The sequence below is a fragment of the Compostimonas suwonensis genome (assembly GCF_002797855.1).
Taxonomy (GTDB): domain Bacteria; phylum Actinomycetota; class Actinomycetes; order Actinomycetales; family Microbacteriaceae; genus Compostimonas; species Compostimonas suwonensis.
The window spans coordinates 15,449-39,107 of the sequence record NZ_PGFB01000008.1 but is presented as its reverse complement, the minus strand read 5'-3'; the positions used below and the strand labels follow the sequence as shown (position 1 = coordinate 39,107).

General features: G+C 69.6%; 20 protein-coding genes. 19 read left to right on the top strand and 1 reads right to left on the bottom strand.

Annotated elements, in window-relative coordinates; genetic code table 11:
* The first annotated feature begins 66 nt into the window (after positions 1-66).
* The 19 genes from rsmH (at position 67) to dnaE (ending at position 22,959) form a co-directional block, all read left to right on the top strand.
* Positions 67-1,020, top strand: coding sequence for a 16S rRNA (cytosine(1402)-N(4))-methyltransferase RsmH (gene rsmH, locus CLV54_RS16985; protein ID WP_100346196.1), 954 nt, complete (start codon positions 67-69; stop codon positions 1,018-1,020).
* Entirely contained in the window at positions 1,017-1,655 is a 639-nt protein-coding gene (ftsL, locus tag CLV54_RS16980; RefSeq protein ID WP_100346195.1) for a cell division protein FtsL, read from the top strand. The genes rsmH and ftsL overlap by 4 nt, the downstream gene beginning before the upstream one ends.
* A gap of 71 nt (positions 1,656-1,726) precedes the next feature.
* Positions 1,727-3,502 carry a peptidoglycan D,D-transpeptidase FtsI family protein gene (locus CLV54_RS16975; RefSeq protein WP_100346194.1) on the top strand — a complete coding sequence of 592 codons (1,776 nt, stop codon included), beginning with the start codon at positions 1,727-1,729 and terminating at the stop codon, positions 3,500-3,502.
* A gap of 30 nt (positions 3,503-3,532) precedes the next feature.
* Entirely contained in the window at positions 3,533-5,086 is a 1,554-nt protein-coding gene (locus tag CLV54_RS16970; RefSeq protein WP_100346193.1) for a Mur ligase family protein, read from the top strand.
* Positions 5,087-6,496 (top strand): UDP-N-acetylmuramoyl-tripeptide--D-alanyl-D-alanine ligase, encoded by a 1,410-nt coding sequence (locus CLV54_RS16965; RefSeq protein ID WP_100346192.1) that lies wholly within the window; start codon positions 5,087-5,089, stop codon positions 6,494-6,496.
* Positions 6,493-7,587: a phospho-N-acetylmuramoyl-pentapeptide-transferase gene (gene mraY, locus CLV54_RS16960; RefSeq protein WP_100346191.1), complete on the top strand. Its 1,095-nt coding sequence runs from the start codon at positions 6,493-6,495 to the stop codon at positions 7,585-7,587. Before CLV54_RS16965 ends, mraY begins: the two co-directional genes overlap by 4 nt.
* Positions 7,584-9,116 (top strand): UDP-N-acetylmuramoyl-L-alanine--D-glutamate ligase, encoded by a 1,533-nt coding sequence (gene murD / locus CLV54_RS16955; protein ID WP_245861791.1) that lies wholly within the window; start codon positions 7,584-7,586, stop codon positions 9,114-9,116. The genes mraY and murD overlap by 4 nt, the downstream gene beginning before the upstream one ends.
* Entirely contained in the window at positions 9,079-10,404 is a 1,326-nt protein-coding gene (ftsW, locus tag CLV54_RS16950) for a putative lipid II flippase FtsW (RefSeq protein ID WP_100346189.1), read from the top strand. Before murD ends, ftsW begins: the two co-directional genes overlap by 38 nt.
* Positions 10,401-11,480: an undecaprenyldiphospho-muramoylpentapeptide beta-N-acetylglucosaminyltransferase gene (gene murG / locus CLV54_RS16945; protein WP_100346188.1), complete on the top strand. Its 1,080-nt coding sequence runs from the start codon at positions 10,401-10,403 to the stop codon at positions 11,478-11,480. Before ftsW ends, murG begins: the two co-directional genes overlap by 4 nt.
* A gap of 90 nt (positions 11,481-11,570) precedes the next feature.
* Positions 11,571-13,019 (top strand): UDP-N-acetylmuramate--L-alanine ligase, encoded by a 1,449-nt coding sequence (murC, locus tag CLV54_RS16940; protein ID WP_100346187.1) that lies wholly within the window; start codon positions 11,571-11,573, stop codon positions 13,017-13,019.
* A gap of 28 nt (positions 13,020-13,047) precedes the next feature.
* Entirely contained in the window at positions 13,048-14,202 is a 1,155-nt protein-coding gene (locus CLV54_RS16935) for an FtsQ-type POTRA domain-containing protein (protein ID WP_100346186.1), read from the top strand.
* Positions 14,203-14,329: 127 nt separating this feature from the next.
* Positions 14,330-15,502: a cell division protein FtsZ gene (gene ftsZ / locus CLV54_RS16930; protein ID WP_100346185.1), complete on the top strand. Its 1,173-nt coding sequence runs from the start codon at positions 14,330-14,332 to the stop codon at positions 15,500-15,502.
* A 10-nt stretch (positions 15,503-15,512) separates the two neighbouring features.
* Positions 15,513-16,196 (top strand): YggS family pyridoxal phosphate-dependent enzyme, encoded by a 684-nt coding sequence (locus tag CLV54_RS16925; protein ID WP_100346184.1) that lies wholly within the window; start codon positions 15,513-15,515, stop codon positions 16,194-16,196.
* Between the two features lie 36 nt (positions 16,197-16,232).
* Positions 16,233-16,709: a cell division protein SepF gene (locus tag CLV54_RS16920; protein WP_100346183.1), complete on the top strand. Its 477-nt coding sequence runs from the start codon at positions 16,233-16,235 to the stop codon at positions 16,707-16,709.
* Between the two features lie 19 nt (positions 16,710-16,728).
* Entirely contained in the window at positions 16,729-17,037 is a 309-nt protein-coding gene (locus CLV54_RS16915) for a YggT family protein (RefSeq protein WP_342745302.1), read from the top strand.
* Between the two features lie 128 nt (positions 17,038-17,165).
* On the top strand, positions 17,166-17,849 hold the full coding sequence (locus CLV54_RS16910) for a DivIVA domain-containing protein (protein ID WP_100346182.1): 684 nt from the start codon (positions 17,166-17,168) through the stop codon (positions 17,847-17,849).
* On the top strand, positions 17,839-18,450 hold the full coding sequence (gene lspA / locus CLV54_RS16905; RefSeq protein WP_100346181.1) for a signal peptidase II: 612 nt from the start codon (positions 17,839-17,841) through the stop codon (positions 18,448-18,450). The genes CLV54_RS16910 and lspA overlap by 11 nt, the downstream gene beginning before the upstream one ends.
* A 2-nt stretch (positions 18,451-18,452) precedes the next feature.
* Positions 18,453-19,373 carry an RluA family pseudouridine synthase gene (locus CLV54_RS16900; protein WP_100346249.1) on the top strand — a complete coding sequence of 307 codons (921 nt, stop codon included), beginning with the start codon at positions 18,453-18,455 and terminating at the stop codon, positions 19,371-19,373.
* Positions 19,374-19,491: 118 nt separating this feature from the next.
* Positions 19,492-22,959, top strand: a complete 3,468-nt coding sequence (dnaE, locus tag CLV54_RS16895; RefSeq protein ID WP_100346248.1) for a DNA polymerase III subunit alpha — start codon at positions 19,492-19,494, stop codon at positions 22,957-22,959.
* A gap of 112 nt (positions 22,960-23,071) precedes the next feature.
* Here the strand turns inward: dnaE and CLV54_RS16890 are convergent, their stop codons facing one another.
* Positions 23,072-23,620, bottom strand: a complete 549-nt coding sequence (locus tag CLV54_RS16890; RefSeq protein WP_100346180.1) for a flavin reductase family protein — start codon at positions 23,618-23,620, stop codon at positions 23,072-23,074.
* Between the last annotated feature and the right edge of the window lie 39 nt (positions 23,621-23,659).

Here is a 23,659-nt window from a genome sequence, read left to right as displayed (position 1 = left end):
GGCGCACTTCCCCGGTGCCAGGTCGGAATGGATGGGGATCAGAGATCAGGAACGGTCCGCATCACCATGGCACTCGACGACATCCACACCCCCGTCCTCCTCGAACGCTGCTTCGAGCTGCTCGAGCCGGCGCTGCGCGCACCCGGCGCGGTGCTCGTCGACGCGACGCTCGGCATGGGCGGGCACTCCGAGGCGTTCCTGTCGCGCCTGCCCGGGCTCACCCTCGTGGGCCTCGACCGCGACCCCCAGGCCCTGTCGATCGCGGGGGAGCGCCTCGCGCCCTTCGCCGACCGCACGCACCTCGTGCACGCCGTCTACGACGAGTTCCTCGACGTGCTCGGCGAGCTCGGCATCCCCGAGGTCGCCGGCGTGCTCTTCGACCTCGGCGTCTCCTCCCTGCAGCTCGACCTCGTCGAACGGGGGTTCTCCTATTCGAAGGATGCCCCGCTCGACATGCGCATGGACTCGACGAGCGAGCTCACCGCCGAGGTCGTTCTCGCGAACTACAGCGAGGTCGAGCTCCGCACGATCTTCCGCGACTACGGCGAGGAGAAGCTCGCCGCGCGCTACGCCCAGGCCATCGTCGCCGCGCGTCGCGAGGCGCCCATCGAGCGCTCCGGCCAGCTCGTCGAGATCATCACCGCGGTCACGCCCGTCGTCGTGCAGCGCGCGGGGCACCCGGCGAAGCGGGTCTTCCAGGCCCTGCGCATCGAGGTCAACCGTGAGCTCCTCGCCCTCGAGCGGGCGATCCCCCAGGCGATCGAGGCGCTCGGGATCGGCGGCCGCATCGTCGTCATGTCGTACCAGTCGCTCGAAGACCGCATCGTCAAACGCGATCTGCAGCGCGTCACGAGCTCGAGCGCCCCGGCCGGGCTCCCGGTGGAGCTCCCCGAGCACCGGCCGCAGCTCAGCCTCCTGACCCGCGGCGCCGAACGCGCCTCCGAGCGTGAGATGGACGAGAACCCCCGTGCCACCCCCGTGCGCTTGCGCGCGGCCGAGCGGATCGGACGACTGTCATGACCGACACCCTCGCCACCGCGGCGATCCCCGACTGGGCGCTGCCGAACCCGACCCGACGTCCCGACGAGGCGCCCGAGCAGCACGAACGCGCGCCGCACATCGAGATCGTCTCCACCCGCGGTCAGCGCAAGGCCCGCCCGCGCACCATCTATGCGGCGATCGTCATCGTCGGCATCATCGTCATCGTCATCGCCCAGCTGCTCCTGAGCGTCGGCCTCTCGCAGGGCGCCTACGAGATCAGCAGCCTGCAGGAGTCCCAGAAAGACCTCACGAGAACCGCGAGCTCGATCTCGGAGGACCTCGACCGCGTCTCCTCGCCGCAGAACCTCGCGGCCAATGCCGAGGCCCTGGGCATGGTGAGCAACACGAGCCCCGTCTACCTCCGGCTCTCCGATGGAGCGGTGCTCGGCGTCCCCGCGCCCGCGCAGGGCAGTGCGGGCTCGCTCATCGGGCCGGCCGGCCTGACCCCCAACTCGCTCCTGGCCGGCGTGCCCCTGGTCACCCAGCTGCCCGCAGACCAGGCCCCGGATGCCGCGACCCAGCCGGTCTCCGGCACGCCGGTGCAGACTCCCGCCGTCACACCCGACGCGCAGCTACCGTTGCACAGCGGGCTCCCGTCGCCGACGACGCACTGATCGGTGTTCGACATCAGCACCGTGTTCCACAGCAGCACCGAGCACGACAGATCCGAGAGGAAGGCGTCCGAGTGACCGCCAATTCACGATCGCACCGCCGCCGTCTCGCCATCGCCATCGTCGGGCTGCTCGCGATCGTCGGGGTGTTCGTCGTCAAGCTCGTCGACATCCAGGTGGTGCGGGCCGATGAGATCAACACGGAGTCGCTCGGCAAGCGCTCGGTGCCCGTCGACGTCTACGGAACCCGTGGCAGTATCCTCGACGACAAGGGGGTCGTGCTCGCCGACAGCGTCGACCGCTTCGACATCACGATCTCCCCGGAGGACGCCAAGCCGTTCGAGCGCGAGGGCGCCGACGGCAAAGAGGTCACCGTCTCCGTCGCCGAGGCCGCCGCCGAGATCGGGGCGATCACCGGGCAGACGCCCGAGAGCATCCTCGCGGTCATCTCCGGCGCGCTGGCCGCCGACCCCGACTCCCAGTGGGCCATGCTCACGAAGACGGTCGACCTCGACGTGTACCGGGCCGTCGCCGCGCTCGAGATCCCATGGACCTACTTCGCACGCGTGCCCGGCCGGGTGTACCCGAACGGCTCCGTCGCGGGCAACCTCGTGGGATTCGTGGGATCGGACGGCACTCCGCTCGCGGGCATCGAGGAGGACCAGGACTCATGCCTCGCGAGCGTCGACGGCGAGGAGACCTACGAGAAGGGCGCCGACGGCGTGCGTCTCCCCGGCAGCACGGTGACGACCAAGCAGGCGAAGGACGGCGGCGACGTCGTTCTGACGATCGACTCCGACCTGCAGTGGTTCTCGCAGCAGAGACTCGCCGAGCAGGTGCAGGCCGTGGGGGGCACCTACGGCATCGCCACGGTCATGGAGGTCAAGACCGGCAAGCTGCTCGCCGTCGCGGAGTATCCGACGGTCGATCCCAACAACGTCGACGCCACGGCGGAGGCCGACCGCGGCTCGCGGGCGTTCAGCGCCCCCTTCGAGCCCGGTTCCACGGGCAAGTCGCTCACCGCGGCATCCCTCATCGACGCCGGCGTCGCCGACCCGCTCACCCAGGTCGTCGCCCCCTACCGGCAGATCTTCCCCAACGGCGCCGACATCAACGACAGCGATTACCACGACCCCGAGAACCTCACCCTCACGGGCGTGCTCATGGAGTCGTCGAACACGGGCATGTCGCTGCTCGGCGACAAGCTCGACGAGCAGACCCGCTACGACTACTTGAAGAAGTTCGGTGTCGGCACCGAGACCGAGGTCGGCTTCCCGGGCGAGTCCGGCGGCATCCTCAACGACCTGCCCTGGGACAACCAGTCGCACTACGCGACCACATTCGGCCAGGCGTACTCGACGACGGCGATCCAGGTCGCGAGCATCTACCAGACCCTCGGCAACAAGGGCGTGCGGATGCCGGTGCAGCTCGTCGAGGGATGCCGCCAGCCCGACGGCACGATCACCGACGCCCCGGCCGCGCAGGGCACGCAGGTCGTCTCGGAGTCCGCCGCGACGCAGACCGTGAACGCGCTCGAGTCCGTCGTGACCGACGGCTGGCTGAGCGACACGCTCACGATCCCCGGCTACCGGGTGGCCGCGAAGACGGGCACCGCGCAGATGTCGGACGGCAACGGGGCGTACAGCCACAGCTACCTCGTGTCGCTCGCGGGCATCGCCCCGGCCGACGATCCCCAGTACGTCGTTTCGGTGAATATCGCGAACCCCGTTACGATTACTTCGTCGGCGGCCTCGGCTCCGGTCTTCCAGGAGATCATGACCCAGGTGCTCAAGACCTACCGCGTGAAGCCCTCGACGGAACCATCGCCGAACTTGCCGACCACCTGGTGACATGACGCGACCACGAAAGACTGAGGCCCTGTGACGGAACCGGTTTTCCAGGCCCCATCGGCTCTTCGTCCCGAGCATCCCGTTCCGCGGTCGCTCTCGGGTCTGGTCGCCGAGTTCGGCCTCGACCATCGGGGCGGCATCGACGAGGTCGAGGTGAGCGGGGTGAGCCTCGACTCGAGATCCATCGAGGCGGGCGACCTCTACATCGGGATGCCGGGGCGCAACGCCCACGGGGCGTCCTTCGCGGGCGTCGCCCGTGACTCCGGCGCCGTCGCCGTGCTCACCGACGAGGCCGGCGCCGAGCTCGCCGCCGAGAGCGGACTGCCCGTCGTCATCACGAGCGATGTGCGCGTGGCCCTCGGCGACGTCGCCGCGTGGGTCTATCGCACGCTCGAAGACCCGCCCACCCTGCTCGGGGTGACGGGCACGAACGGCAAGACCTCGGTCGTCTACATCCTGAGCGCGATCCTCGGCCAGCTCGGGGTCGTGTCGGGCCTCAGCTCGACCGCCGAGCGGCGGATCGGCTCGCTCGCCGTGACGAGCAGGCTCACGACCCCCGAGGCGACCGAGCTGCACGGCATGCTCGCCCGGATGCGCGAGGCCGAGGTGCGCACGGTCGCCATCGAGGTCTCCGCGCAGGCGCTCTCGCGTCATCGCATCGACGGGGTCGTCTTCGACGTCGTCGGCTTCACGAACCTGAGTCACGACCACCTCGACGACTACGCCGACATGGACGAGTACTTCCGGGCGAAGCTCGAGCTGTTCCAGCCCGACCGCGCCCGCCGTGCCGTCGTGACCGTCGACTCCGAGTGGGGGAGCCGGCTCGTCGCCGAGTCGCGGATCCCCGTGGTCACCCTCGCGACGCGTCCGGGCATCGAGGCCGAGTGGACCATGACCCTCACCGAGGAGGCGGCCGGCCACACCGAGTTCGTGCTGGAGGGCCCCGGCTCTCAGCGGCTGCAGACCCGGATCCCGCTGCTCGGCTGGTTCATGGCGGCCAACGCCGCCCTCGCGATCGTCATGCTCGTCGAGGCCGGCTACGACGTCGACGTCATCGCCCACGCGCTCGAGCGCGACGGGGGCATCGACGTGTTCATCCCGGGCCGGGCCGAGCTCATCTCGGGGGGGCGCGGGCCCCTCGTCTACATCGACTACGGGCACAGCCCCGACGCCTTCGAGAACACCCTCGCGGCCATCCGGAAGTTCGCCCGGGGCCGCATCATCATGGTCTTCGGCGCCGACGGCGACCGCGACGCGAGCAAACGCGTCGACATGGGCGCGATCGCGGCGCGGGGCTCCGACGTCGTCGTCGTGACCGACTTCCACCCGCGTTTCGAAGACCCCGCAGCCATTCGCGCGACACTCGTCGGCGCCGCACGGGCCGCCGTGCCCGAGCGCGAGATCTACGAGGTGGCAGACCCCAGGGCGGCGTTCCGCGAAGCCCTCGCGCACGCCCAGGACGGAGACGTGATTCTGTACGCAGGCCCCGGACACGAGGACTATCACGAGGTCGCGGGGGAGAAGCTCCCCTACTCGGCCCGAGACGACGCGCGGCTCGCGCTCATGGAAGCGGGTTGGCTCTAGATGATCGACCTGACACTCGAGGAGGTCGCCCGCATCACGGGCGGCACGCTCCACCTCGCGGGGGAGGCCACGCCGCAGACGGTCGTGAACGGAGCCGTCGACACGGATTCGCGTGAGATCGGGCCCGGCGGCGTCTTCGTCGCGAAGCCCGGCGAGTTCACCGACGGCCACCTCTTCGCGGACGCCGCGGTGGAGGCCGGTGCCGCTCTGCTCATCGTCGAGCGGCTCGTCGACGCCCCTGTGCCGCAGGTCGTCGTCGCCGACAGCGTCGACGCCCTCGGCGAGCTCGCCCACGAGGTCGTGCGGCGCGTGCGCGAGCTCGGGGCCCTGAAGATCGTCGGGGTCACGGGATCGAACGGCAAGACGACGACCAAGAACCTCCTGCGCACCGTTCTCGAGGGCGTCGGCGAGACGATCGCCCCGCGAGCCTCCTTCAACAACGAGGTCGGAGCCCCGCTCACGATGCTCGAGGTCACGGAGAGCACGCGGTTCCTCGTCGCCGAGATGGGCGCGAGCAAGGTGGGCGAGATCAGCCGCCTCGTGCGCTTGGCCCGCCCCGACATCGGGATCGTGCTCAAGGTCGGCCTCGCCCACGCGGGCGAGTTCGGCGGCATCGAGGCGACCCTCGCCGCGAAGACCGAGATGGTGAGCGATCTGCTGCCCGGCGACGTCGCCGTGCTCAACCGCGACGACCCGCGGGTGGCCTCGATGGCCGACAAGACCGCGGCGCGAGTGGTGTGGTTCGGCATCGGCGAAGGGGCGGATGTCTGCGCGACCGACGTCGTCGCGACATCCGAGGGCACGCGCTTCACCCTGCACCTGCCGGGCGGAGAGAGCCGACCGGTCGTCTTCCGCGTGCTCGGGGAGCACCACGTGATGAACGCCCTGGCCACGGCCGCGGCGAGCCACGAGCTCGGTGTCGGCATCGACGCCGTCGTCTCCGCGCTCGAGTCGGTCACCCGCGCCGAGCGCTGGCGTATGGAGGTGCTGGGCGGGGCGGGCGGCGTCTCGATCATCAACGACGCCTACAACGCGAGCCCCGACTCCATGGCTGCGGCGCTCAAGACCCTCGCCCAGATCACGGGCCCCGGGGGGCGCGCGATCGCCGTGCTCGGCGAGATGAGCGAGCTCGGCGAGCTCGCCGGAGACGAGCACGACCGTATCGGGCTGCTCGCGGTGCGCCTGGGCATCGACCAGCTCGTCGTCGTCGGAACGGCCGCGCGGCGGATGCACATCTCGGCCATCAAGGAGGGCTCGTGGGACGGCGAATCGTATTTCGCCGACACCGCCGACGACGCCTACGAGTGGCTGCGGCCGAAGCTGAGGGCGGGCGACACGGTGCTCGTCAAATCGTCGAATTCCGCAGGACTGCGTTTTCTGGGCGATCGACTGGGAGAATCGTTCTCGTGATCGTCCTACTGACCTCCGCAGGGCTGTCCTTGGCGTTCACGCTTTTCCTGACCCCGCTGTTCATCCGGTTGTTCAAGAAGCTCCAGTGGGGCCAGTTCATCCGCGACGACGGGCCGCAGAGCCACCACGCCAAGCGCGGCACCGCCACGATGGGCGGCATCATCATCATCCTGGCCGTGCTGTTCGGGGTGGGCATCGCGACGCTCGTCAACGGCGAGCACTTCACGCCGAGCGCCCTCCTCGTGCTCTTTATGATGGTCGGGCTCGGCATCGTCGGCTTCATCGACGACTTCCTCAAGACGCGCAATCAGCGCAGCCTGGGTCTCACCGGCTGGGCGAAGATCGCCGGCCAGGTGATCGTGGCGGGCGTCTTCGCGATCCTCGCGATCCAGTTCCCCAACGAGGAGGGGGTCACTCCCGCCTCGACGAGCATCTCGTTCATCCGCGACCTGCCCGTGGACTTCATGGTCTTCGGCACGGTCGCCGGGGTCATCGTCTACCTCATCTGGATCAGCCTGCTCGTGACGGCGACCTCGAACGGCGTCAACGTCGCCGACGGCCTCGACGGCCTCGCGACGGGCTCCTCGATCGTGGCCATCGGCTCCTACGTGATCATCGGCTTCTGGCAGAGCAACCAGTCGTGCTTCAGCCCGACGCTCAGCGAGGACGTCGCGTACAAGTGCTACGACGTGCGCGACCCGCTCGACCTCGCCATCGTGGCGGCGAGCATCGCCGGCGCCCTCGTCGGGTTCCTGTGGTGGAACACCTCGCCCGCGCAGATCTTCCTCGGCGACACCGGCTCGCTCGCCCTCGGCGGCGCCCTCGCGGCTCTCGCGATCCTCAGCCGCACCGAGCTGCTCCTCATCTTCATCGGCGGCCTCTTCGTGATCGTCACGGGCTCGGTCATCCTGCAACGGGCGTACTTCAAGATCACCAAGGGCAAACGCATCTTCCTGATGAGCCCGCTGCACCATCACTTCGAGCTCAAGGGCTGGGCGGAGGTCACCGTCGTCGTGCGGTTCTGGATCATCGCCGGGCTGCTCGTCGCCGCCGGGGTGGGAACCTTCTACCTCGAATGGCTGTCGCGATGACCGAGCCCCTCGACGACAGGCTCGCGAGCCTCACGAGCTGGCACGACGACTGGAGCGGCCTGCGGGTCGCGGTGCTGGGACTCGGCGTCACGGGGTTCTCGGTCGCGGACACCCTCGTCGAGCTCGGCTCTTCGGTGCTCGTGGTCGCCTCGACGGCGGACGACGATCGTGCGCGCCTGCTCGAGGTGATCGGGGCCGGGCTGCTGCGGCATCCTCTCGACGTCGTGCCCGAGGGCCTGCGCGGGTTCGACCCGCAGCTCGTGATCGTCTCCCCGGGGTTCCATCCCGACCATCCCGTGCTCGAGTGGGCGGCCGCGAGCGGCATCGCCGTGTGGGGCGACATCGAGCTCGCCTGGCGGCTGCGCGACAAGGTCGGCACGCCGGCCGAATGGCTGTGCGTCACGGGAACGAACGGCAAGACGACGACCGTGCAGCTCGCGGCGACCATGCTCGTGGCCGGAGGGCTGCGGGCGGCGCCGTGCGGCAACATCGGCGTGCCCGTGCTCGACGCGATCCGCGACCCGCAGGGCTTCGACGTGCTCGTGGTCGAGCTCTCGAGCTACCAGCTGCACTGGGTCAACCGCAACGCCGGCGGCGAGCTCGTGCCCTACTCGAGCGTGTGCCTCAACATCGCCGACGACCACCTCGACTGGCACGGCTCGGCCGAGGCCTACCGCGAGGCCAAGGGCCGCGTCTACCAGAACACCCGGGCCGCCTGCGTCTACAACAAGGCGGATGCCGTGACGGAGGAGCTCGTGCGCGAGGCCGACGTGATCGAGGGCGCCCGCGCGATCGGCTTCGGTCTCGGCGTGCCGGGGCCGAGCGACCTCGGCATCGTCGACGGGATCGTGGTCGACCGCGCCTTCCACGAGGAGCGCTTCACGAGCGCCCTCGAGATCACGACCGTGGAGGAGCTCGCCGAGCTCGGGCTCGCGGCGCCGCACGTGCTCGCCAACATCCTCGCGGCGAGCGCACTCGTGCGGTCGATGGGGGTGCCGCCGGCGGTGATCAAGGCGGCGCTCGAGGGCTTCCGCCTCGACGCGCACCGCATCGAGCGGGTCGCGCTCGTGCGCGACGTCCTGTGGATCGACGACTCGAAGGCCACCAACCCGCACGCGGCGGACGCCTCTCTGCGCGCCTTCCCCTCCGTCGTCTGGATCGCCGGCGGCCTGCTCAAGGGCGTCGAGGTCGACGATCTCGTGCGCGGGCACGCCGAGCATCTGAGGGGGGTCGTGCTCATCGGAGCGGACCGCGACGCGCTACGGGAGGCATTCCGGCGACACGCCCCCGACGTGCCCCTCTACGAAGTGGATGCGCCCGAGACTAGAGAGGTAATGCCGAGCGCGGTCCGTCTGGCCGCCGAGCTCGCCGAGCCGGGTGACGTCGTCCTCCTGGCCCCGGCGGCGGCGTCGATGGACCAGTTCCGGGATTACGCGGATCGCGGTCGGTCGTACGCTCAGGCCGTTCGAGAATTTTTGGGAGGTGAGGCGGATGACGAGTCCGCCTCGCAGCGCACCGACGGCGAGTAGGCTCTTCGGCCGGAGCCGGGGCGCCGGCGCAGGCCCCTCGGGCGACGACACGGCGGCCACGGGTGCGGGTGCAGGCACCGCGACCGGCACCGGCTCTTCGGCCCGGATCTCGCTCGGGCGTCTGTTCCGCGCCGAGACCGCGAACTACTTCCTGCTGCTCGGCACCACGCTCTTCCTCGTCGCACTGGGTCTCGTGATGGTGCTCTCGTCATCCTCGGTCGACTCCTACCTCGACGACGACGGCTTCTTCGGCGGCTTCTGGCGGCAGGCGCTCTACGCGGGCATCGGGGTTCCGCTCATGCTCGTCATCAGCCGCTTCCCGCCCACCTTCTGGAAGCGCTGGGCTCTGCCTCTGCTCGCCTTCGGCGCCATCCTGCAGCTGCTCGTGCTCGTGACCCCGCTCGGCTACGAGATCGGCGGCAACAAGAACTGGCTGCGCATCGGCGCCTTCACGGCCCAGCCCTCCGAGGCGCTCAAGGTGGCCCTCATCGTCTGGCTCGGCGTCTTCCTCGCCCGGCGCATCGGAGCGCCCAACCAGACCAAGCAGATCCTCATGCCCATCGCGATCGTCGGAGGCGGCTCGATCGCCCTCGTGCTCGCAGGCGGCGACCTCGGCACGGTCATCATCATGGCGGGCATCGTCGTCGGCGCGCTCTTCTTCGCCGGTGTGCGGCTGCGGATCCTCGCACTGCCGATCGTGCTCGGCGCCATCGCCGCCGCCGTCGTCGCGATCTCGAGCCCCAACCGGCTGCAGCGCATCGAGGCCTTCTTCTCCGAGGACTGCACCGACTACGCGAACTCGTGCTGGCAGATCCAGCACGGCTATTACGCGATGGCGAACGGCGGCATCTTCGGCGTCGGCCTCGGCAACTCGAAGGCCAAGTGGTCGTGGCTGCCCGCGGCCGACAACGACTTCATCTTCGCGATCATCGGCGAGGAGCTGGGGCTGCTCGGCGCGATCGTCGTGCTGGCCCTCTTCATCCTCCTCGCCGTCTCGTTCGTGCGCATCATGCACGCGCAGACCGAAGTCTTCCCGCGGGTCGTGACCGGCGGCATCCTGGTCTGGATCATCGGCCAGGCGTGCGTGAACATCGGGGTCGTGCTCGGGGTGATACCCGTGCTGGGGGTTCCGCTGCCGCTCATCTCCTCGGGCGGCACGGCGCTCATCACCTCCCTCGTGGCGATCGGCATCGTGCTCTCCTTCGCGCGCCAGCCCGCGCGGCTCCCGGGCGAGGTGGCGGATGCCGCGACCGCCCGCCCTCGCAGAAAGCGCCAGCCCACCCGATGACGACGTACCTCCTGGCGGGCGGCGGCACCGCCGGCCACGTCAACCCCCTGCTCGCCGTCGCCGACACGATCCGCGAGCGCGAGCCGGAGTCGACGGTTCTCGTGCTCGGAACCGCGGAGGGGCTCGAGGCGCGCCTCGTGCCCGCGCGCGGCTACGAGCTGCTCGTCATCCCGCGCCTGCCGTTCCCGCGCCGGCCCAACCGCGACGCGGTCCGGTTCGCGGGGCGCTTCCGGGGCACGATCGCGCAGATCGCCCGCATCATCCAGGAGCGCTCCGTCGAGGTCGTCGTGGGATTCGGCGGCTACGCGTCCGCTCCCGCCTACCTCGCGGCGCGCCGGCTGCGCACGCCGCTCGCGCTCCACGAGGCGAACGCCAAGCCGGGCCTCGCCAACCGCCTCGGCAGCCGCTACACGCAGCACGTGGGGGTCGCCTTCCACGGCACGCCGCTGCGGCACGCGAGCTTCGTCGGGATGCCGCTGCGCCCGGAGATCGCCCGGCTCGACAGGGCGGCGCACCGTGCGGAGGGCCTCGACCTCTTCGGGCTCGCCGCCGACCGGCCGACCCTGCTCGTCACGGGCGGCTCGCTCGGCTCGCGGCGCATCAACGCCACGGTCGTCGGCTCGGCGCGGGCCGTGCTCGACGCCGGGTACCAGATCGTGCACATCACGGGCCGGAAGTCGGAGGTCTCAGACCCGGGGCTCGAGGGCTACCGGATGGTCGAGTACTGCGACCGTATGGACCTCGCCCTCTCGGTCGCCGACGCCGCCGTCTCGCGCGCGGGCTCGGCGACCGTGAGCGAGCTGAGCGCACTCGGCATCCCCGCCGTCTTCGTGCCCTATCCGGTCGGCAACGGCGAGCAGCGCTTCAACGCCCGCGAGGTCGTCGAGGCCGGCGGGGGAATCCTCGTCGACGACACGGCGTTCCTTCCCGAGTGGGTGCGCTCGACGCTCGTGCCACTGCTGGCGGATCGGGAGAGGATCGACGCGATGGCGGCGGCCGCGGCATCCGTCGGCGTTCTCGACGGAGCCGAGCGGATGACCGACCTCGTTCACGACGCGCTCCGCCGCGACACCTGAGCACGGCCTCCAGGCGCGTACCGTATAACGGTAGGCGCAGTCCGCCGCACACCATCCCAGCCTCGCTGGCAGGCACGAAGAGAGCACCACGTGATCAAGCCCGACCCGACCATCGAGATCCCCGAGGAGCTCGGACGCCTCCACTTCGTCGGCATCGGTGGAGCGGGCATGAGCGGGATCGCCCGGCTGTTCCTCGACGCCGGCTACACCGTGACCGGCTCCGACGTGCGTGACTCCTCGAACATCGACGCGCTGCGCGAGCAGGGCGCGACCGTGACGATCGGGCACGACGCGGCCAACGTGGGCGAGGCGCAGACGCTCGTCGTCACCTCGGCGCTGTGGGCCGACAACCCCGAGTACCTGCTCGCGAAGGAGCGCGGCCTTCCGGTGCTGCACCGTTCGCAGGCCCTCGCCTGGCTCATCAACCGGCACCGGCTCGTGGCCGTCGCGGGAGCGCACGGCAAGACCACCTCGACGGGCATGATCATCACGGGGCTCCTGGGCCTCGGCGCAGACCCGAGCTTCGTCAACGGCGGCGTCATCGAGTCGCTCGGCGTGAGCTCGGCCAGCGGGTCGGACGACCTCTTCGTCGTCGAGGCCGACGAGTCCGACGGCTCCTTCCTGCTCTACGACACCGCCGTCGCCCTCATCACGAACGTCGACCCCGATCACCTCGACCACTACGGCTCGCTCGAGGCGTTCCGCGAGGCCTTCGTGACCTTCGCGAGCTCCGCGAGCGAGCTCGTCGTCGTGTCCTCCGACGACCCGGGCGCCGTCGCCGTCACGAAGGATCTCGAGGGCCGGGCGACCGGCGGCCAGAAGGTCGTGACCTTCGGCGAGGATGCCGCGGCCGAGGTGCGCGTGCGCGACATCGTCACCCGTGGCCCCGTGGCCTTCACGATCGACTACGCGGGAGCGAGCTATTCGGCGACCCTGCGCATCCCGGGGCGGCACAACGCGATCAACGCGGCGGGCGCCTTCGCCGTGCTCGCGGGGCTCGGCTTCGACCCGGCCGGCTCGCTCGCGGCGATCGCCGAGTTCGGCGGCACCGAGCGCCGCTTCGAGCTGCACGGCACCGTGCGCGGCGTGAGCGTCTACGACGACTACGCGCACCACCCGACCGAGGTCGCGGCCGCTCTGAGCGCCGCGCGTACGGTCGTGGGCGATGGCCGCATCATCGCCGTGCACCAGCCGCACCTCTACAGCCGCACCCGCCTGTTCGCCGGCGAGTTCGCCGAGACGCTCGAGCGCTACGCCGACCACACGGTCGTGCTCGACGTCTACGGGGCCCGGGAGGACCCGGAGCCGGGGGTCACGGGCGAGCTCGTCTCCGCCCGGTTCGACGACGCCTCGCACGTCGCCTTCGTGCCCGACTGGCAGGCCGCCGCCGACTACACGGCCACGATCGCGCGTGAGGGCGATTTCGTCATCACGCTCGGCTGCGGCGACGTCTACCGCATCGTGCCGCAGCTGCTCGACGCGCTCCGCTCGACGGAGGCGGACGCCGAGGGAACGGTGCGGGGATCAGCGCGGGGATGACGGGTGCGGGGATGACGGGCAGGGGACTGTGAAGCGACCCGAGGGGATCAACCGCCCGGCGGGGCCGTCGCGCGAGCCGTCGGGGCAGTCCGAGCCGTCGGGGCAGTCCGGCCAGTCCGGGCAGTCCGGGCAGTCCGGTCCGTCGAAACGGGATCCCGGCGCGAAGGCCGCCCGTGCGCAGGATGCCGCCGCCCGCCGCCGCCCGCAGGCGCCCCGTGGCGGCGCCGATCCCACGACCGAGCCGATCCCGCTGCCGGGCGGCGCGGCGGCGACCGCGGGGGTGGGCGCGGCCGAGGAGCCCCTCGCCCACGTGACGGAGGTGCTGCCGCGTCTGGAGGGGCGCGGACGGCCCACCGGCGCCGGCTCCGACACGATCACGGCCGAGGAGCGCGACAGCGCCGAGACGGCGCTCACGGCCCGGGAGGCCCGCCGACGGCTGCGTGAGGCGACCGCGGAGCGCCGGCGCTTCGAACGCTCGGAGGTGCGGCGCTTCACCAAGCGCACCCGCCGCCGCCGGATCATCTGGCTCGTCTCGTCGATCGCGATCGTGGGTCTCGTCGCCTTCGTCGTCGTGGGGGCATACTCGCCGCTCATGGCGCTCAAGACCATCCAGATCGAGGGAGCGCAGCGCGTCGACCCGGCCCAGCTCGCGACGGCTCTCGACGGCCAGCTCGGCACGCCGCTGCCGCTCGTCGACGTCAACAGCATCCAGTCGACGCTCGCGACCTTCCCCCTCATCCAGAGCTTCTCGACCGAGAGCCGCCCGCCGAACACGATCGTCGTGCGCATCGTCGAGCGCGTGCCGGTGGGCCTCGTCGCCTCGGCCGCCGGCTTCGACCTCGTCGACGCGGCCGGCGTGGTCGTCGAGAGCACGGCCGAGCGCCCGCCCGGCTATCCGCTCATGGAGACCCAGGGCGCACCGAGCGGCCCGGCCTTCGTCGCGGCGAGCTCCGTCATCCGCTCGCTGCCCGACGACCTCAGGGGCCATGTCGACCGGGTCGTCGCGACGACCAACGACGACGTGACCCTCGTCTTCACGGGGGTGGGCCAGCAGGTCATCTGGGGCAGTGCCGACGACTCGGCGTTCAAGGCCGTCGTGCTCGCGAAGCTGCTGCCGCAGCACGACCCGAACACGCCCGTCGTCTACGACGTCTCGTCGCCGAACAGCCCGGTCTGGCACTGACTTTCGCGACACGCGGCACGGGGTCACGCCGCGCGGCGGTTGCGCACCTAACGTCAAGTCAGGAATTGCATACTGAGCATAACTTTAATCCTTAACCTGAGGTTGAAAGTTTCAGCGGAGGCCGGACGTGACTACAAACCAGAACTACCTCGCCGTGATCAAGGTCGTCGGCATCGGCGGTGGCGGCGTGAACGCCGTCAACCGCATGATCGAGCTCGGCCTCCGGGGGGTCGAGTTCATCGCCATCAACACGGATGCTCAGGCGCTCCTGATGAGCGACGCCGACGTCAAGCTCGACGTCGGCCGCGAGATCACCCGCGGCCTCGGCGCCGGAGCTGACCCCGAGGTCGGCCGGCGCGCATCCGAAGACCACGCGGAGGAGATCGAGGAGGCCCTCGCGGGCGCCGACATGGTCTTCGTCACCGCGGGAGAGGGCGGCGGAACCGGCACGGGCGGCGCCCCGGTGGTCGCGCGGATCGCGAAGTCGATCGGTGCGCTCACGATCGGCGTCGTCACGAAGCCCTTCGGCTTCGAGGGCCAGCGCCGCCAGCACCAGGCCGAGGTCGGCGTCGCGGCGCTCAAGAACGAGGTCGACACGCTCATCGTCGTTCCCAACGACCGTCTGCTCGAGATCAGCGACCGCGGCATCAGCATGCTCGAGGCCTTCTCGACGGCGGACGAGGTGCTCCTCGCCGGCGTGCAGGGCATCACCGACCTCATCACGACCCCCGGTCTCATCAACCTCGACTTCGCCGACGTCAAGTCGGTCATGCAGGGCGCCGGCTCCGCGCTCATGGGCATCGGCTCCTCGCGCGGCGCGGACCGCGCCATCAAGGCCGCGGAGCTCGCGGTCGCCTCGCCCCTCCTCGAGGCGAGCATCGAGGGCGCGCACGGCGTGCTCCTGTCGATCCAGGGCGGATCGAACCTCGGCATCTTCGAGATCAACGACGCCGCCAGGCTCGTGCAGGAGGCCGTGCACCCCGAGGCCAACATCATCTTCGGAACCGTCATCGACGACACGCTCGGCGACGAGGTGCGGGTGACCGTCATCGCGGCCGGCTTCGACGGCGGAGAGCCGAGTGTCAAGGTCGACTCGCGACGCAGCAACTTCGTCGCGGCCGGCGCCGGCGCCCCCTCTCTGGCGGCGGTCGGATCCGAGGCGGGCGAGACCGCCGAGGCGGCGACGGCCGGCAGCCCGTGGAGCCCCATCGCCGAGCAGCCCGCGGCCGAGAGCGTCGTCGCCGACCCCGCCTTCGAAGACGAGGACGACGATCTGGACATCCCCGACTTCCTGAAGTAGCGGCGCGGTGATGGAGCAGCTGCCGGGCACCCTGGCCGAGCGCCTCGAAGCCGTGCGGCAGGGGGTGCGGGATGCCGCGGCATCCGCTTCTCGTTCCGAGGCCGAGGTCAAGACGATCGTCGTCACCAAGTTCCAGCCCGCGTCGCTCGTCGCCGAGCTCCATTCGCTCGGGGTGCGCGACGTCGGCGAGAACCGGCACCAGGAGGCGCAGGAGAAGGCGCACGAGCTGCGCGACCTCGATCTCCTCTGGCACTTCGTCGGGCAGCTGCAGAGCAAAAAGGCCCGGCAGGTGCGGGCGTACACCCACGCCGTGCACTCGGTCGACCGCCTCTCGCTCGTCGACGCCCTCGACGCCTTCGACGAGCCGCTGGACTGCTTCGTGCAGCTCAACCTCACCGACGACCCCGCACGCGGCGGTGTGGCCTCAGCCGGTCTCGAGGCGCTCGTGGAGCATGTGCTCGAGGCACGCGGGCTGCGGCTCCTGGGGGTCATGGCGGTCGCGCCGCTGGGGGAGGAGCCCCGCAGCGCGTTCGCACGCCTGCGTGCGGCGAGCGAGCGTGTGCGGCGCCTCGACCCCGCGGCCTGGGCGATCTCGGCGGGCATGTCCCACGACTACCCCGCGGCCATCGCCGAAGGGGCGACACACCTGCGGATTGGCACGGCAATCACGGGAAACAGACCGCAGGCCGGTTAATCTCGAACTGTTGCACGATTCGACACGGAGGTAACGATGTCCAACCCGCTCAAGAAAACCATGGTCTACCTGGGCTTGGCCGACGAGGAACTCGAATACGAGGAGACGCCTGCCCAGCAGGCCGCACCCGTGACCCCGGTCCGCAACACCACGCCCGCGAGCGAGAACCGCGCTCCGGTCACCCCCCTGCGCAGAACGTCCACGACAAGGAGCGCGCCGCCGGTGGAAATGAATGAGATCCTGACCGTACACCCCAAGCAGTACCGCGACGCCCAGGTGATCGCCGAGAGCTTCCGTGACGGCATCCCGGTCATCATCAACCTCTCGCAGATGAGCGAGGGCGACGCCCGTCGTCTCATCGACTTCGCGAGCGGCCTGTCACAGGGCCTCTACGGAAAGATCGAGCGCGTCACCAACAAGGTCTTCCTGCTCTCCCCCTCGCACGTCGCCGTCTCGGGCGATCAGTCGCAGGGCGAGGCCGGCGTCGAGGCCTCGTTTTTCGCACAGCCGTAGAGTCATCCATACTTGACGGGTGACGACGATCTCGATAGTTTCCCTGATCGCTTCCATCGCGTACTACCTCCTTCTGATCTACTTCTTCATCATGTGGGGGCGATTCATCGTCGACCTCATGCGAACGTTCAGACGCGGGTGGAGGCCGGGCCGGTTCGGGCTCGTGCTGGCGGAAGCGGCGTACACGGTGACCGACCCGCCCATCAAATTCTTCCGGCGCATCATCCCTCCGGTGTCGTTCGGGCCGGTCGCACTCGATTTCGGCTGGAGCGTCACGATGCTCTGCGTCATCATCGGGATGTTCGTCACCAGCCTTCTCTCACGGTGAGTCGTTGTATCCTGAGGCGGACGCCCCGAAGCGGCGTCCGACTCGATGGTGGGTACGCAGCCGACTTTGCTAGCGTTGACATTCGTAAATGAGTTTTGTGTTCGTTCGAGTTCTAAGGGTGGAAAGCCATGGCGCTAACTCCGGAAGATGTAGTCAACAAGCGGTTCCAGCCGACCAAGTTCCGTGAGGGCTACGACCAAGACGAGGTCGACGACTTCCTCGACGAGGTCGTCGTCGAGCTCCGCCGCCTGAACCAGGAGAACGAAGAGCTCCGTCAGCGCCTCGTCGCGAGCGACTCGCGAATCTCCGAGCTGCAGCGCAGCGCGGGCCAGCCGAGCCTCGCCAGCGAGCAGGCAGCCCCCGTCGCCGCTCCCGTCGCGCCGCAGCCCCCGACCGCCGCGCTCAGCTACCCGACGGCCGCCCCGGCCGAGGTCGCCGACTCGACGAGCACCAACAACCTCCTCCAGCTCGCCCGCCGTCTGCACGACGAGCACGTGCGCGAGGGCATCGAGAAGCGCGACGCCCTCATCGCCGAGGGTCACGCCACCGCAGCGCGCGTCGTCGCCGAGGCCGAGGCCAAGCAGCGCACCCAGCTCACCGCGCTCGACCAGGAGCGCTCCGCGCTCGAGGGCCGGATCGACGAGCTGCGCAACTTCGAGCGCGACTACCGTCAGAAGCTCAAGGGCTACATCGAGGGTCAGCTGCGCGAGCTCGACAGCACCGGGCCCGCGAGCTACAGCGCTCCGGTCTCCGAGAACCCCGCGCCGGTAGCAGCACCGCAGCCTCCGAGCTTCCAGAGCTTTGGCGGCTAAGACCGCCACGAAGGTCAGCGTCGTCTCGCTCGTCGTCCTGGCCGTCGTGGCCGTCGGTGTCTTCGTCACCGATCAGGTCGCCAAGTATCTCGTCGTCGAGAACCTCACCCTGGGCGAGCAGGTCAACGTCCTGGGTGAGGCTCTCCAGCTCCGTTTCGTGAAGAACCCGGGCGCCGCCTTCGGCCTCGGAAGCGGCATGACCTGGATCTTCTCGATCGCGGCCATCGCCGTCATGGTGCTCATCATCTGGTTCGCCCGGCGCATCCGCTCGATCGGCTGGGCGATCCTCTTCGGGCTGCTGCTCGGCGGCATCCTGGGAAACCTCACCGACCGGCTCACGCGTGAGCCCGGCTTCGGAGTGGGCCACGTCGTCGACTTCATCTACACGCCGTGGATGCTGCCGGCGATCTACAACTGCGCCGACATCGCCATCGTCTCGAGCATGGGTCTGTTCATCATCCTGACGATCCGCGGCGTCGGCCTCGACGGCACCCGCGTCGCCCGCTCGAAGGGCACGGATGCCGCGCCCGAGGCGGCGCAGAACACGGCCGCCCCGTCTCCGACCGACTCGCCCGTCGCTCCCGGCGACTCCCCGCGGTGACCGTGGAGTCGCGTTCCCTCCCGCTCCCCGACGGCCTCGACGGCGTCCGCGTCGACGCGGCCATCGCGAAGCTCCTCGGCTTCTCGCGCAGCTTCGCGGCCGAGGTCGCCGAGGCCGGGGGAGTCACCCTCGACGGCAAGACCCTCGGCAAGTCCGACCGCCTGCGCGCGGGCGGCTGGCTCGAGGTCTCCTGGTCGCCGCGCGAAGAGCTCGCGATCGTGCCCATCGCCGTGCCGGATCTCGGGATCGTCTACGACGACGACCACATCGTCGTCGTCGACAAACCGGCCGGCGTCGCCGCGCACCCCTCCGTCGGCTGGACGGGTCCCACGGTCGTCGGGGCCCTGCACGCCGCCGGCTACCGCATCTCGACGTCCGGGGCTGCCGAGCGCGCGGGCATCGTGCACCGCCTCGACGTGGGCACGAGCGGGCTCATGGTCGTCGCGAAGAGCGAGCTGGCCTACACGGGCCTCAAACGTGCCTTCCACGACCGGGAGGTCGAGAAGATCTACAACGCCGTCGTTCAGGGACATCCCGATCCGCTCGCGGGCACGATCGACGCGCCCATCGGCCGCCATCCGAGGTCGGACTGGAAGTTCGCGGTCACGGCCGACGGCAAGCCCTCGGTGACCCATTACGAGACGATCGAGGCGTTCCCCTCCGCCTCGCTGCTCGAGATCCACCTCGAGACCGGTCGCACGCACCAGATCCGGGTGCACATGGCCGCACAGCGGCACCCCTGCGTCGGCGACGCGATGTACGGCGCCGACCCCACGATCTCGGCGCGGCTCGGCCTCACCCGCCAGTGGCTGCACGCCTCGCGGCTCGCCTTCGCGCATCCCGACTCGGGGCAGTGGGTCGAGTTCCGCTCCGCCTACCCCGCAGACCTGCAGCACGCCCTCGATGTCCTGGGTCGGAGTTAGTCTTTTCTCAGCCCTTCGCGGGCCCCGCCGTTCGGTACCGAAACACTAGAGAGCCGGAGCTGTTTTGTCCTCTCGTGGCGATTCTTTCGTTCATCTGCACGTGCACAGCGAGTACTCGATGCTCGATGGTGCGGCCCGAGTCAAACCCCTCATCGAGGCCGCCGTCGAGCAGGGCATGCCCGCCGTCGCGGTCACCGACCACGGCAACGTCTTCGGGGCCTTCGACTTCTGGAAGACGGCGACGGATGCCGGCATCAAGCCGATCATCGGAACCGAGGCGTACCTCACGCCGGGCACCGCCCGCGGCGACCGCACCCGGGTGCGGTGGGGCAGCGGCGGCGAAGACGACGTCTCGGGGGCCGGCGCCTACACCCACATGACCCTCCTCTCGTCGACGACCGAGGGCATGCACAACCTCTTCCGCCTCTCCTCGCGGGCGTCGATCGAGGGCTACTACTTCAAGCCGCGTATGGATCGCGAGCTGCTCTCGCAGTACAGCTCCGGACTCATCGCGACCACGGGCTGCCCCAGCGGCGAGGTGCAGACCCGGCTGCGGCTCGGCCAGTACGAGGAGGCGAAGAAGGCCGCCTCCGACTTCCGCGACATCTTCGGCAAAGAGAACTTCTTCGCCGAGATCATGGATCACGGCCTCGGCATCGAGCGCCGGATCATGAGCGACCTGCTCCGCCTCGCGAAAGAGCTCGACCTGCCGCTCGTCGCCACGAACGACCTGCACTACACGCACGCCCACGACGCGACGAGCCACGCGGCCCTTCTGTGCGTGCAGTCGGGCACGACGCTCGACGACCCCAACCGCTTCAAGTTCGACGCCGACGAGTTCTACCTCAAGTCGGCCCGGCAGATGCGCGAGCTGTTCCGCGACCACCCCGAGGCCTGCGACAACACGCTCCTCATCGCCGAGCGCTGCGAGGTCGCCTTCAACACCTCGGCGAACTACATGCCCCGGTTCCCGGTGCCCGAGGGCGAGACCGAAGACACCTGGTTCATCAAAGAGGTCGAGACCGGCCTCCACTACCGCTACCCGAACGGCATCCCCGACGAGGTGCGCAAGCGCGCCGACTACGAGGTGGGCGTCATCGTGCAGATGGGCTTCCCCGGCTACTTCCTCGTCGTCGCCGACTTCATCAACTGGTCGAAGAACAACGGCATCCGGGTCGGGCCGGGTCGTGGCTCGGGTGCGGGCTCGATGGCCGCGTACGCCATGCGCATCACCGATCTCGACCCCATCCGGCACGGGCTGCTCTTCGAGCGGTTCCTGAACCCCGATCGTGTCTCGATGCCCGACTTCGACGTCGACTTCGACGACCGTCGCCGCGGCGAGGTCATCAAGTACGTGACCGACAAGTACGGCGAGGAGCGCGTCGCCCAGATCGTCACCTACGGCACCATCAAGGCGAAGCAGGCGCTCAAGGACTCCTCGCGTGTGCTCGGCTTCCCCTTCGGCATGGGCGAGAAGCTCACGAAGGCGATGCCGCCGCCCGTGATGGGCAAAGACATCCCGCTCACCGGCATCTTCGACAAAGACCACCCGCGCTACAAGGAGGCGGCCGACATCCGGGCCGTCGTCGAGACCGACCCCGAGGCGAAGACGGTCTTCGACACGGCTCTCGGCATCGAGAACCTCAAGCGGCAGTGGGGCGTGCACGCGGCCGGCGTCATCATGTCGAGCGATCCGCTCATCGACATCATCCCGATCATGAAGCGAGAGCAGGACGGCCAGATCGTCACGCAGTTCGACTATCCGGCAGCCGAGGCGCTCGGCCTCATCAAGATGGACTTCCTCGGGCTGCGCAACCTCACGATCATCGACGACGCGCTCGACAACATCGAGTCGAACCGCGGTTTCCGGCCCGTGCTCGAAGATCTGGAGCTCGACGACGCGCCCGCCTACGAGCTGCTCGCCCGCGGCGACACCCTCGGCGTCTTCCAGCTCGACGGCGGCCCCATGCGCTCGCTCCTGCGGCTTATGAAGCCCGACAACTTCGAAGACATCTCGGCCGTCATCGCGCTCTACCGGCCCGGCCCGATGGGCGCGGACTCGCACACCAACTACGCCTTGCGCAAGAACGGCCTGCAGGAGATCACGCCCATCCACCCGGAGCTCGAGGAGCCCCTCTCCGAGGTGCTCGGCGGCACGCACGGCCTGATCGTCTACCAGGAGCAGGTCATGTCGGTCGCGCAGAAGCTCGCCGGCTTCACCCTCGCCCAGGCAGACCTGCTGCGGCGCGCGATGGGCAAGAAGAAGAAGTCCGAGCTCGACAAGCAGTTCGAGGGCTTCTCGGGCGGCATGGTGGCCAACGGCTACTCGATGGACGCCGTCAACAAGCTGTGGGACATCCTGCTGCCGTTCTCCGACTACGCCTTCAACAAGGCGCACTCGGCCGCGTACGGCGTCGTCTCCTACTGGACGGCCTACCTCAAGGCTCACTTCCCGGCCGAGTACATGGCCGCGCTCCTCACGAGCGTCGGCGACTCGAAGGACAAGCTCGCGATCTACCTCAACGAGTGCCGCCGGATGGGCATCAAGGTGCTCGCCCCCGACGTCAACGAGTCGATCGGGTTCTTCGCGGCCGTCGGCAACGACATCCGCTTCGGCCTCGGAGCCGTGCGCAACGTGGGCTTCAACGTCGTCGACGCCATCAAGAAGGCGCGCGAGGAGAAGGGCCGCTTCGAGTCCTTCCACGACTTCCTGCGCAAGGTTCCCCTCCAGGTCGCGAACAAGCGCACGATGGAGTCCCTCATCAAGGCGGGGGCCTTCGACTCGCTCGGCGCCACCCGGCGCGCGCTCGTCGAGATCCACGAGCAGGCCGTCGAGTCCGTCGTGAAAGACAAGCGGGCGGAGGAGAACGGCGACATCGGCTTCGACTTCGACAGCCTCTTCGACGAGGTCGACGTTCCGAGCATCTCGCTCGTGCCCGAGCGCCCCGAGTGGTCGAAACGCGACAAGCTCGCCTTCGAGCGCGAGATGCTCGGGCTCTACGTCTCCGACCATCCGCTCGCGGGGCTGGAGGTGCCGCTCGCGAAGCACGCGAGCATCTCGATCGCCGACCTCATCGCCTCCGAGTCCATCCAGGACGGCGAGACCGTCACGGTCGCGGGCCTCGTGACGAGTGTGCAGCACCGGGTCGCCCGCAGCTCGGGCAACCAGTACGGCATGATCCAGGTCGAGGACTTCGGCGGCGAGATCACCGCGATGTTCATGGGCAAGGCCTACCAGGAGTTCTCCTCGACCCTCGTCAACGACTCGATCGTCGTCGTGCGCGGGCGCGTGAGCATGCGCGACGACGGCATGAACCTGCACGCCTTCAACATCTTCTCGCCCGACATGGGCCAGGGCGCCGACTCGGGCCCGCTCGTGCTCAACATCCCCGAGAACAGGGCGACGACCGAACGGGTGCAGGGCCTGCGCGAGGTGCTCATGCGGCATCGTGGCGAGAACGAGGTGCGCCTCAAGCTCGTCAAGGGCGACATGGCGCGGGTCTTCGAGGTCCCGCACCCCGTCTCGGTGACGGCCGACCTCTACGGCGAGCTCAAGAGCCTCCTCGGCCCCAACTGCCTCGGCTAGTGTTGCGCGCGGTTCGTGTCGTCGAGCGCGGGCTTGTCGTCGAGCGCGGGGCTTCGACGCTCGTCGCCCGGCGACAAAGCCGCGCTCGACGCCTGCTGGTCGAGCGCCGGGGTCAGACGGGGTCGCCGGGGGTGCGGTAGCTGCGTTCGTGGTAGAGCAGGGCCTCGTCCTCGTCGCCGAGGGCGCCCTGCTCGATCTGCACGACGACGACCGCGTTGTTGTGCACCTGGAGCCGTTCGACGATGCGGCCGACCATCCACGAGGTCACGCCCTTGAGCACGGGCAGGCCGTGGGGTCCGGCCTCCCAGTGCTCGCCGTCGAAGCGCACGGCGTTGTCGCCGGACATGATCTGGGCGACGTCGCGGTTGCGCGAGCCCATCATGTGGATGACCACACGATCGGTCTCGGCGAGGGCGGGCCACGAGCTCGCCGAGCGGGCGATGTTGAAGGTCGCGAGGGGCGGCACGGCCGAGAGCGAGGCGAGGGATGTCGCGGTGAAGCCCACCGGCGTGCCGTCGGGCGTCAGCGCCGTCACGACCGCCACACCGGCGGCATGCCGCCGGAAAGCCTGCTTGAAGGCCTCGAGGTCGGCCGGCGTCGCCGGCGAGGTCGCGGAGGTCCGGTCGTCGTGGGAATCCTGGGGCGGGGTCGTCTCACTCATACGAATGCATCAATCGTTTCGGCCGCCATGATATTCCCC